Annotated in this window: 11 protein-coding genes; 4 read left to right on the top strand and 7 right to left on the bottom strand. The window is 36.5% G+C overall.

The features are described from left to right. Positions 1-32: 32 nt before the first annotated feature. The 4 genes from N0B16_RS10525 to N0B16_RS10540 form a co-directional block, all read right to left on the bottom strand. The gene (locus N0B16_RS10525; protein WP_262990872.1) at positions 33-1,136 is read right to left on the bottom strand and encodes an HlyD family secretion protein; all 1,104 of its coding nucleotides are present in this window, start codon (positions 1,134-1,136) and stop codon (positions 33-35) included. A 19-nt stretch (positions 1,137-1,155) separates the two neighbouring features. After that, entirely contained in the window at positions 1,156-2,469 is a 1,314-nt protein-coding gene (locus N0B16_RS10530) for a TolC family protein (protein WP_262990874.1), read from the bottom strand. Beyond that, positions 2,453-3,079 (bottom strand): TetR/AcrR family transcriptional regulator, encoded by a 627-nt coding sequence (locus N0B16_RS10535; protein ID WP_262990876.1) that lies wholly within the window; start codon positions 3,077-3,079, stop codon positions 2,453-2,455. The genes N0B16_RS10530 and N0B16_RS10535 overlap by 17 nt, the downstream gene beginning before the upstream one ends. 228 nt (positions 3,080-3,307) lie before the next feature. Beyond that, positions 3,308-4,426 (bottom strand): DNA polymerase III subunit, encoded by a 1,119-nt coding sequence (locus tag N0B16_RS10540; protein ID WP_262990877.1) that lies wholly within the window; start codon positions 4,424-4,426, stop codon positions 3,308-3,310. 213 nt (positions 4,427-4,639) lie between these two features. Here N0B16_RS10540 and bamG point away from each other — a divergent pair, with 213 nt between their 5' ends. Genes bamG through N0B16_RS10555 form a run of 3 tightly spaced genes read left to right on the top strand, consistent with a single transcriptional unit; the run spans position 4,640 to position 7,558 of the window. Beyond that, complete coding sequence (bamG, locus tag N0B16_RS10545; protein ID WP_262990879.1) at positions 4,640-5,920, top strand: BamG family beta-barrel-assembly machinery protein; 1,281 nt, start codon at positions 4,640-4,642, stop codon at positions 5,918-5,920. Further along, on the top strand, positions 5,920-6,504 hold the full coding sequence (gene lptC, locus N0B16_RS10550; protein ID WP_262990881.1) for an LPS export ABC transporter periplasmic protein LptC: 585 nt from the start codon (positions 5,920-5,922) through the stop codon (positions 6,502-6,504). Before bamG ends, lptC begins: the two co-directional genes overlap by 1 nt. Before the next feature lie 7 nt (positions 6,505-6,511). Next, on the top strand, positions 6,512-7,558 hold the full coding sequence (locus tag N0B16_RS10555; RefSeq protein WP_262990883.1) for an anhydro-N-acetylmuramic acid kinase: 1,047 nt from the start codon (positions 6,512-6,514) through the stop codon (positions 7,556-7,558). Between the two features lie 138 nt (positions 7,559-7,696). On the opposite strand, the gene N0B16_RS10560 is transcribed toward N0B16_RS10555, so the two are convergent. Then, positions 7,697-8,086 carry an SRPBCC family protein gene (locus N0B16_RS10560; RefSeq protein ID WP_262990884.1) on the bottom strand — a complete coding sequence of 130 codons (390 nt, stop codon included), beginning with the start codon at positions 8,084-8,086 and terminating at the stop codon, positions 7,697-7,699. A gap of 29 nt (positions 8,087-8,115) precedes the next feature. On the opposite strand from N0B16_RS10560, the gene N0B16_RS10565 reads away from it, so the two are divergent. After that, the gene (locus N0B16_RS10565; RefSeq protein ID WP_262990886.1) at positions 8,116-8,727 is read left to right on the top strand and encodes an NUDIX hydrolase; all 612 of its coding nucleotides are present in this window, start codon (positions 8,116-8,118) and stop codon (positions 8,725-8,727) included. Here the strand turns inward: N0B16_RS10565 and N0B16_RS10570 are convergent. Together N0B16_RS10570 and gldJ are read right to left on the bottom strand one after the other, a co-directional pair. Next, a complete protein-coding gene (locus N0B16_RS10570; protein ID WP_262990887.1) occupies positions 8,720-9,991 on the bottom strand; it encodes a UDP-N-acetylmuramoyl-tripeptide--D-alanyl-D-alanine ligase in 1,272 nt (423 codons plus the stop codon). The genes N0B16_RS10565 and N0B16_RS10570 overlap by 8 nt on opposite strands. Positions 9,992-10,053: 62 nt before the next feature. Next, positions 10,054-11,655 carry a gliding motility lipoprotein GldJ gene (gldJ, locus tag N0B16_RS10575; RefSeq protein WP_262990889.1) on the bottom strand — a complete coding sequence of 534 codons (1,602 nt, stop codon included), beginning with the start codon at positions 11,653-11,655 and terminating at the stop codon, positions 10,054-10,056. Positions 11,656-11,660 lie beyond the last annotated feature (5 nt).

Below are 11,660 nucleotides of genomic sequence, written 5' to 3' on the forward strand. Positions count from 1 at the left end.
CTTTTAATATTTGAATCTTTTAATTATTTAATCTAATTTAATGATACCTCTGCTTTCACATTCATCCCGGTTCTCAATCTTTTTGCGATATTTTTATCAAGATGCACAAAATCGATTTTTATAGGAAGCCTCTGTACTACTTTTACAAAGTTTCCGCTTGCATTGTCCGGAGGCAAAATAGAAAACGTAGAACCAGTAGCCGGAGAGAAAGAACTTACTACGCCTTCAAAATCTGTATTGGGAAAAGCGTCGATCTCAATTTTCACTTTTTGTCCTTCCACCATTTTAGCCACCTGAGTTTCTTTAAAATTGGCGATTACCCATTTCTGGTCATTTTTCACAAGGCTGAATAACTGAGATCCTGCCTGTAAAAACTGTCCTGCCTGAATAGGGACTTTTCCAACAAAACCATCTTCCGGAGCTACAATTACAGTATATGAAAGATTTAATCTTGCGCTTTCTACATCCACTTCTCTTTGTTTTGCCACAGAACCCGCTACTGAAATCTGCTGTGAGCTGGCTGCAGTTTGCGAAGAAGCAATCCCAGTCTGTTGCGCGATCTGGTTTCTTTGCTCTACCAAAACCTGCAATTGTCTGTCTGCAGATTGTTTGGCGGCTAAAGCCTGCTCATACTGCTGTTCTGTAATAGAGTGATCTTTCACTAATACAGAATATCTTTTTAAATCCTGAGAAGTTTTCCAGACATTTACTTTTGCGGCTTCAATCTGAGCGTTTGCAGTCGCAACGGCTGCCTGTGAGCTGTTGATGTTTTTTGAAGTGGCTGTAGTGGCCGACTGTGCTGATGAAATATTGCTTTTTGCCGTAGATAACGCAGCCAATGCCTGATCGAGAGCCATTTTCTGATCTTTGTTATCTAAAATGACCAGCGTATCTCCTTTTTTTACAAACTGGTTGTCTTTTACTTTTACTTCGGCCACATATCCTGAAATTTTAGAAATGACGGGATTCATATTGGAAGCAATCTGTGCGTCATCGGTTTCTTCATGATTCTGTCCGTAAGAATAGGTTCTGTATCCGAAAATTCCTCCTACAATGATTACTACCGCTAAAATGATCGGGAAAACTAAGCTTTTTTTCTTTTTAGGTTCAGTTGCTGGTGTTGTATTATTTTCCATTTGGGTATATCGTTCTTTATTATTTGATTGTTAAAGTTCCTGTTGTCTGTAATAATTTTCTGTATGCCAATGCTGCATCTGCTTTAGCGTTGATCACGCCTACATTGGCCGCAATCTGCGCCGCATCTGCATCCAGGAGTTCTGTCATGGTTGCTAATCCATTGTCATATTTATTTTTGGTAATTCTGTAGTTTTCGTTGGCCTGCTCAGCAGATTTTTCGAAGACCGCAATTCTTTTTTTAGAATAATCTGTATTCTGATACTCTCTGTTGACATCGAGCTTGATATTGTCATTCAATAATTCATTGGTTGCAGACAATTGCATTTCCCTGGCTTGAGACTGTTTCAGAGAAGAATTTTCTTTCCAGAGATTAGAGAGATTGTAAGAAATTCCTACCCCTACATTGACAGCATTGTACAAAGTCAGAAATTTTGGAATATCTGCAGCTACATAGCCTCCTGTAAATGCTATTGAAGGAAGGTTTTCAGCTTTTGCCGATCTGGTTCCCAATGCGGCCGCTTTTCTTTGCTGGTCTAAAGCCTGAAGATCTTTACGGTTTTCACGGGCTTCATTCAGATAAAAATCAACGGGTTTTACATCATCCGATTCATCAATATAATTTTGATCTATTTCTATTTCTGTGGTTTCCGGAAGCCCCAATAAAAGATCCATATTGATATTGGCAATATTGTAATTGTTTCTCGCTTCCAGCAATTGCAATTCTATATTTGAAGTCTGCAGGTTTGCTTTTAAACGGTCGTTTCTTGCAATCACTCCGTTATTTTCTAGCTTAAGAAAAGTTTCGTCCCTTTTTTGAGAGGCAGAAAGGTTTTCTTCCAAAACCTTAATCGATTGGTTGGCTTTGAATAAATTATTATACGCCTGTGCCACATTGTATGCAATAGAAACTTTATCGTTTTCGGTGCTTAATTTTGATGCTTCCACCAGATATTTTGCCGATTGGATGCCGTACTTTATTTTACCGCCGTTGTAAATCGGTACACTAAGATTTGCCGATCCGTATGCTACCTGATGAACTTGAGGGCCTCCTGCAGTGGAAACTCCCGGAATTTTTAGATCAATAGTCGGTTTGAGCGGGAGGTAAAGATAACTTCCTGAAACAGAAAGTTCCGGAAGCTGCCTGTTTTTAGCTTCTAAAAGATCAGCGGTCGCTTCTTCAATTTTTGCGGCATCAATTTTTAAACTTTTACTGTTCTGGATTCCCAGCTGAACGGCTTCATCCAAAGTAAGCAGCTTTTTTTCCTGAGCATGTACATTGGCAATCCCTATAAGTAAGGCAATTGCAATCACGGAATTATTTATTCTCTTCATAACCTAAAAGGTCTTTTAAAATATGTTTAATATGCTTATTGAGTTCTGTATAGTATTGTTCTTCAAAAACTTCTTCATCTTCTGTGTTATTCAGAAATTCTTTATACATGTCTTTGCCATTCGACGCATAGAACAAGGTTCCGCTTATGGTAGAATGCAAAAGATAAATCGGAGGATTTTTGGTAAAAATCCCATTTGCCAAGCCGCTTTCCAGAATTTTTGAATACATAGATAAAAAACCCAGTTTGGTCTGCTTGAGAAATTCTACAATTTGTGGATTTTCTGTATGAAGCTGCTCTCTCTGCATAATTCTGTAAAAACATTTCTGGTGTCTTATTCTACCGGCAAACTGATCTACTATTTTCTCTATTTTTTCCCATTCGTTAATATCCGTTCTCTCTAAAGTGTCTTTTGAAAAAAACTGGCCTTCATTCATCCTGTATTCTACCAGCTTTTCATAAAGTTTTTCTTTTGAACCGAAATAATAAGAAATCATAGAAATATTCACATTTGCCGCTTTGGAAATTTCTCTGGTGGAAGTTCCCTGAAAGCCATTTTCAGCAAACAGTTTTTCTGCGGCAAACAATATATTTTCTTCTTTCGAAATCATATGTTCATTTTTCACGGGGCAAATGTACAGCAAATTTTAATAAAATCAAACGATTGATTGATTTTTAATTAAAATTTAAGTTTTTGTTAATATTGGGATTTATAATTTTTGATCTACAATTGAAACAGGTACATCATTGACATACCAATCAATGACTACAAAAGATTTCTGATTGCATTTTAGAAAGATTATGACAAATACGAATGAGTTTTAAAAGGCGTTATTCTTTTATACGCTTTTATGGATGTATCTTGAAAGCTTGATTCCCAGATCTGTCCAGATGATTTTAGGATTTCCGTTTCGGGTCAAATGATGGTCTGCCGCATTGATTTCTTCTAAAATACTGATGATGTTTGCGCCACTGATGAATTTTGAGAAACCTTCCCAATTAAATCCGTTGGCATCAATTTTTTTATATACAAGATCATGAGAATGGTAATTCTGAAGCAAAGCCAGCCTGAAAATTTCAGAAGCGTAATTCAGGAAATTCTTTTGCTTTTCCCGGTTCCATCCGGCGATTTCTCTTGCCCAATGAATGATATTTTTGAGAAATTCAGGTTTCTTTTTTACCTGAAAAGCATCACGCACCCATTGTATGAATAATCTTTCAAATTCTGCATTTTTGTTTTCAGAATTTAAAAGCCTTATGGCTTCATTCAGGTCTCCCTGCGCTTCATGTACAACAATTTTTGCCTGATCTTCGGAAGCGGCAAAATGGTTTTTAAGATGAATTTCCAGATCGTGATCGCTGATTCTGGGAACTTCTATCATCTGGGTCCGGGAAATAATAGTGGGTAAAATATCATCTGCACTTTCCGCTGTGAGAAGAATAATCGTTTTTGCAGGAGGTTCTTCCAGAAACTTCAGAAATTTATTGGATGCTGAAACATTCATTTTGTCGGCTCTCCAGACAATCAGGATTTTGGTTCCGCCTTCAAAGCTTTTCAGTGCAAATTTTTGGTTCTGGTCATCAATTTCGTCAGCGGAAATAAATAGCTGCTTATTTTCTGAATCTAAAAAAGCGGCCCAATCATCATAACTGGCATACGGAGAAGCCAAAATCATCTCTCTGAACTCTTCAAACTTATTTTTACTTAAAGAGTTTCTCTGGTCTGTAAAAACCGGTAAACTGAAATGCAGATCAAGATGATTAAGATGGTCTACTTTTGAAGCGGCGTGGTCATTTTCACGGCTTAAAATTTCTCTGGCATACGCCAAAACCATCGGCAAAGTTCCGTAGCCTTCTTTTCCGATAAAAAGCTGGGCATGACTCACTCTGTTTTCAGCGATGCTGTCTTTAAGGAGTTTTTTAAGATTTTCCTGCCCTGCAATGTTTTCCCAATTCATGTTTCAAAGATAAAGAATTTTGTAAAAATAGAATTTTCCGTCAACAAAAATTCACAGCTAATTCATCATTAAATTATTAATCCTAAAAATAAAAAATGATTTCTGCAAACGATTTATTTTCCACGGTTTTAGCCCTTAACAAACTTTAACCTCATATAACTTTTACAATTCATTAATATTTAAGATATTTGCGCATTATTTTAAAAATCTAGAATGAAAAAAATTTTTGTACTATCATTTATTTCGGTTGGGTATTTCCTTAATGCGCAGAATCTGAGCAATTCACCTTATGCAACTTACGGAATTGGAGATGTAAAATATGATAATACGATTGAAACGACCTCTATGGGAGGCATTTCTACCGCTTTTATAAGCGACTTCAACAGTAATTTTAACTTTGGAAACCCTGCAAATAACAGTAATTTTGAATTAACAAGCATTAAGCTGGAAGCTACCAACGAAAATAATTACTTTAAAACCGATTATAACAATACAAAGTCTACCAAACATTCTACGTATTTATCTAATATTTCACTGGCTTTTCCTATTTCTTCGAAAATAAAGATGGGGATTTTGTATCAGCCTTACAGCTCAAAAAGCTATGATATTGTAAATACAGAGACTCAATTAGACGGAACCACTGTCTATGCAAATCGTTTTAACGGAAAAGGAACACTTAACACTGCACAGGCAGCACTTTCTTATAAAATAAATGCCCAGTTTGCGGTAGGAGTAAGAGCCAATTTATATTTTGGAAATCTTTATGATGTGAATGAATTTACGACATCAACTTCGGAACTCATCAACGGATATGAAACCAAAAACAGTATTAAAAACTTTAATTTTACCTTAGGTGCAAGTTATCAGCATATCAATACCAGTACTGATCGCAAGCTTACTCTAGGAGCAACAACTACGTTCGGAAATACCAGTAATATGACGACTGATTTTAAAAACAGTACCTATTATTATACCGACGGGGAAGTGAAAGCAAACGAAACTATCATTGAGCAGAGAAGCTCAAGCTCAAAAAACCTTCTTCCTTTGCAAGCTTCATTTGGCGTAGGTTACGGAAGCGAAAATCAATGGTTTTTATCTGCTCAGCTGGATTATAAAAAGGGAGAAAACATCAGTTATTTCGGTAAGACCTTTGATTTTAAAGATTCTTACAGAGTTTCTGCAGGAGGTTGGTATCTGCCAAATTATAATAATTTCAGAAATTATTTTTCAAGGGTAATCTACAGATACGGCGCATTCTACGAAAAAGGAAACATCGAGCTTTACGGAAACAGTATCAATAAATTTGGTATTTCTGCCGGTGTGATGCTTCCATTCAAAACAAGCAGCATCAACAGAATGAGCGGCCTGGAATTGGGAGTTGAATTAGGAAAAAGAGGTACGTTAAAAGACAATCTGATCAATCAGAATTTTGTTAATCTAAAAGTAGGATTCAATTTTGCTGATAAATGGTTCAGAAAATCACTTTACAACTAATGAAATGTTCTTCAGACATATCATATAAAATTATAGCATACCTTTTTAGTTGTGCTATATTTTTTATGTTTATATCCTGCGAGGAAGATCTTACCAAACAAAACGGAAGTCAGAACAAAAATTTCCCATCGCAGATCATTAATAACGCTAATATTATTCAGAGAGATTCCGGATTTATAACGTTAAAGGCAAAAGCGCCGATTATTGAAAAATATGAATTGATTGACAGCCCTTATATAGTGGCAAGAAAAGGAATCGATATAGAGTTTTTCGATAAAAAAAAACCTAAAGTCCCCGGAAAGATTACCGCTAAATATGCGAAGATTTTTGATTATAAAAAGTTTTATGAAGCGAAAGGTGATGTAAGAATTACCACCAATGAGGGACAAAGATTTGCGACCCAAAGTGTTTACTGGGATCAGAAAAAGAAAAGAATTTATACCCGGGATACGGTTTTTGCAACCATGGAAGACGGCTCTACTCTAGTTCATGCCAACGGAATGACAGCGAAAGACGACTTCTCAGAATATACGTTCTACAATAATTCCGGAGATGTGAGTGCCGGTAAAATATCCAAACAATAATTCTGCAATGATCTTTCGAGCAATAGGATTAATGTCCGGAACAAGCTTAGATGGTCTTGATATTTGTTTTGCGGAATTTGAAAAAAACAATCAAAACTGGTCATTTGATATTGTAAGAGCTGAAACAATACCCTATTCTAAAAGCTGGGAAAACCGGTTACGAAATTCGATTTATCTTTCTGCAGAAGATCTTCTTGCCTTGCATTCTGAATACGGTTTTTATTTGGGTAACGCTGTAAAAGAGTTTATTGACCGGCACAGTCTTCAGAATATCGATCTTATTTCTTCCCACGGTCATACCGTTTTTCATCAGCCGGAGAAAAAATTCACCTTACAGATTGGTGATGGAAGAGCCATTAAAATAACAACCCAAATCCCTGTAGTTTATGATTTTCGCTTACAGGACGTTCTGATGGGCGGAAACGGCGCACCACTGGTTCCGATAGGTGATGAGCTTTTATTTTCAAATTATGACGCATGCATAAATATAGGGGGTTTTTCAAATATTTCCTTACGGCTGAATAATTCGAGAATTGCCTTTGATATTGCTCCCGTGAATATTGTTCTCAACAGATTGGCTCAGGAATTTAATCAGGATTATGACTTCAACGGAGATTTAGCTAAAAAAGGGAAAATACATGATGATCTGCTTAAAAAATTAAATGCACTTCCGTTTTATCGCCAATCGCCACCCAAGTCATTGGGAATTGAATGGTGCAACGAAAACATATTCCCTTTATTCAATGAAATTCATTCTTTAGATGTATTATCAACCTATACCGAACATGCGGCTGTTCAAATCTCCAGCGTTTTACAAAACTACAACCTGAAAAGCGTGCTTTTTACAGGCGGTGGAACGCACAATCAATTTTTAATTGAAAAAATCAGAGAAAAAATCAACTCTCAAATCATTGTTCCTGAAAGAGAACTGATCGATTATAAAGAATCGCTGATTTTCGCATTAATGGGTATTTTAAAGCTCAATAATGAGATAAATGTATTTGCTTCTACTACAGGAAGTTCATCGGATCATAGTTCCGGGCTGATTATATAAAAGTTTTTCTTAATACTTAATTTCCCTCAGTACTTTTGATTTCATAACCCTTTCAGGGTTTAACCCCTGAAAGGATTGAAAGATTAAAAGTCTATAAATTTATATTAAAAAAAGTCCTGAAAATATTCAGGACTTTTTTTATTTATAAGCTTCAATCTTATCCGTCAAAGTATTGATAAAATTTTGGAGTGGTTTTTCGACCATCATTTTGATGAAAGGGTTAAATTTTCCTTCAAACAGCATTTGTACCTCCGTCTGATTTTCGCTGATTGGCTGTAAAGTGGCCGTCAACGAAAAGTCTAAGCTTGAACTTGCAGATGTTAAAACTGCTTTCTCTTCTGTCACTTCATCAATCTTGAGAGCAATTTCGGGCATCCCCTGAAGTCCGAATTTGAACCCATCTTCCCTGCTTTCAAACTTCTGAAGACCATCCGGCATGAAATTTTTGTAATTTTCAGGTGATTTTAGCAATTCAGACAGTTCTTTGGATGATTTATTGACAATTATTTTTCGTCCTTCTAAATTCATTTTTTATTTTTGTATTTAAATTCCTACAAATGTATAAAGTTTTTGTGAACGAAAAAAAATTATTACTGTCTAAGCATCCTGAAGGTTTAGAAAAAACCTTACCATATGACGGTTTCACAACTTTAGAAATTGCGTTGGATCTTCTGCAGAATACTTCAGTGAAGGAAATGAATGTATATGATGAGCGCCTTGATGAGATGTGGGAAGAGTTTAAGAAACTTTTCAGGATTATTGAAGCTGCAGGCGGAATCGTTAAAAATCCTGCCGGTGAAATTTTATTCATTAAAAGATTAGGAAAGTGGGATCTCCCGAAAGGTAAAATGGAAAAAGGAGAATCCCGCGAAGAATCTGCCATACGAGAAATTGAGGAAGAAACCGGTCTGAAAGACGTAAAACTTCTTGATTTTATCAATACGACGTACCATATTTATATCGAAAGGAACGGTGACAGGGTTTTGAAATACACCCACTGGTTTGCCATGAGCTTTGATGGTGAAGATACATCTAAACCGCAGATAGAAGAAGGCATCACTGAAGTGGCATGGAAAACGACCTCACAAATAGATCATGAGGTTTTTCCGAATACATTTAAGAATATCAAATTAATTATCGGGGAATATTGGCAGAATAATGCTAAATAAATTCAATTGCTTTTTCAAGCGAAATTCCTCTTGAAGCTTTTAACAATATATTAGAAGAATCTATCGAATTCGATTTCAGATATTCAATCAGTTCAGATGTATTTTCAAACGAATTGGCAGAAGAGTTAACCTGTTTAAAATATTTTCCCACGGTAATAATCTGGTTAAAACCCAACTCTTGAGCAAGGTTAAGAATATTCTGGTGTTCTTGTCCGCTTTCTTCACCCAATTCCAGCATGTCTCCGATAATAATGGCTTTTGAGCCATCAAATGTGACAAAGTTTTGGAGAGATGCAGCCATGGAACTCGGATTGGCATTATAGGTATCTAAAACAAGCGTTTTATGATCTTTAACCACAATTTGTGAACGCATGTTGGTAGGCGAATAATTGTTGATGGCACCTTTTATATTCTCAAAGTCAATTCCGAAATGCAATCCAAAACTTGCGGCAGCACAAAGATTGGTAAAATTATAATCTCCAGTAAGCTGTGACAGCGCTTTTCCATCTTTATACTGTAATCCCACACAATTTTCTTCCGAAAATAGTCTGAAAAAATAATCGGATTCGTCTTTTCCGAAGGTTATCTTATTTTCATAACCGGATGTTTTTTCCATCTGGATCTGATCATTCTCATTAATCAGAATAGTCTTATGGTTTATTTTAATATAATCATACAGCTCAGATTTACCTTTGATTACTCCTTCAAAACCGCCAAAACCTTCTAAATGGGCCTTTCCGAAGTTGGTAATATATCCGAAATCGGGTTTGGCAAGCGTACATAAAAATCCTATTTCTTTCTGATGATTGGCTCCCATTTCTATGACGGCCATGTTATGTTCAGGTTTAATCGATAAGAGAGTTAGAGGCACACCAATATGATTATTGAGATTACCAGCAGTATATTGTACATTGTATTTTTGAGAAAGTACGGCATGGATCAATTCTTTTGTGGTCGTCTTACCATTGCTCCCGGTAAGCCCGATAACGGGAATTTTCAGCTGATCTCTGTGAAAAACTGCGAGATTTTGTAAGAATTCTAACGTGGAGGGTACAAAAAATATATTGTGGTCTTTATTTTCAAAATCTTTCTGTTCTACAATGACCGCTAAAGCGCCATCAGAAATAGCTTTTTCGGCAAAAATTGCTGCATTGAAATTATCGCCTGAAAATGCAAAGAAGATATCATTCTTTTCGATTGTTCTGCTGTCGATGGTTACCTTATTTGACTTTAAAAATAATGGATAAAAATCTTCTGTATTCATGGTTCAAAAATAAAAAAACCTTCCGGAAATCCGGAAGGTTTTGTAAGTATTTTGATAAATATTTATCTTCTTGTTCTGCCCTTATCGCTTACTCTAGCATCTTGAGCAACACGGAATCCGATCCAACCATAACCAGAAGCCTGATTTTTGTATCTTCTCTGTCCCGGGTCTAGCCAATATGCAGAATCCTGCCAAGAACCACCTTTTACAACTCTGATATCATTAGACATTGCCGAAGTTCTGTCTTTTGTATCTTTCTGCATAATTACTCTTCCGTTTCCATCTACAATAAATCTCTTTGCAGGAGCATTGTACATGTTGTAAGAAGTTGCAGAGTCGCTTGCATTTCTGTAGTCAAGTGAAGACATTCTGTCACCGTCTCTATAATTTCTATAGTCAGCGATTGTCTCTCTTTCAAATTGACCAGGAAGGTTTTTAGCCAAAAGTCTTCCGTCTGCTAACGTATCATATTTGATATTGCTTTCGTCTACCATTTTGTAAGTTCCGTCTCCGTTTCTTACGATAGCTTGAGGCATATTTCCTCTATAGTAGTTAAAATCGCTTGCGTCTTCATCAATGATTGGTCTGTAAACATCCGCAGTCCATTCAGCAACGTTTCCGAACATTCCGTAGATTCCGATATCATTTGACGGGAACTGTCTAACGTCTGCAGTTTGCGCTGCTCCGTCATTTTTCCAACCTGCAGGCCCAGAATAATCTCCTCTTCCTTGTTTGAAGTTTTCAAGGATCATTCCTCTGTTTTTACCTTTGGTTCCTCTTAGATCTTGTATTTCAGGTCTTTTACCTAAATAATTATTATACTCTCTGTTTTTTTCCATCCCAAGAGCTGCATATTCCCATTCTACTTCTGTAGGAAGTCTGAATTTGGTCACCATCGCTGCATTAGGAGCTCTGTTTGCGGCAAGGAGTCTTTGGTTGGTTGTTTTCATACCACTCTTTTGCTGCATTCTTTGTTCGTTGATATATCCTTGCATTTCCGGATCATTCGATTTGAATTTATCCATATTGAATGCAGTTCCTCCCTGATTATTAGATTCGTTGATATACAAATCTTTGGCAATAATTCCGGCACTCATTAATGCTTTTTCGTTCGCTCTGTCGGTCAACCATTCACAGTATCTGTTGGCTTGCGTCCAGGAAACTCCTACTACAGGATAATAATCGTAGTTCTGATCTCTGAAGTACGTCTCATTAAGATCATTTCTAGATAATTTGTTATCCCATAACAAAGTGTCTGGTAATGCACCGTTGTAGATCTCCTTAAAACTAGGATCACTTGGAGGGAATACATACTTCAACCATGTAAGGTATTCGCGGTATTCGTAGTTAGTAATTTCTGTTTCACCGATAAAGAATGAACTTACCTGCATTCTGCGTGGCGAGTTATTCCAATCGTGCATTACATCATCTTTCACTAATCCCATCGTAAAAGTTCCACCTTCTACATATACCATTCCCGGCCACCCTTTCTGCTTTTGTTGCTTTCCTGCAAAAAACCAACCCTGTTTTTCGTTTGGTTTCCAGCCTGTCTTGCTGACAAACTTTTTAGTACCTCCACCACTGTTGGTACCTGAACCACCACAACTGGTTAATGCAAGTGTAGAACTTAATGCTATTAATGAAAACAACTTTAGTTTTTTCATAGTCG

It is taken from the genome of Chryseobacterium gilvum, from assembly GCF_025628965.1.
Classification (GTDB): domain Bacteria; phylum Bacteroidota; class Bacteroidia; order Flavobacteriales; family Weeksellaceae; genus Chryseobacterium; species Chryseobacterium gilvum.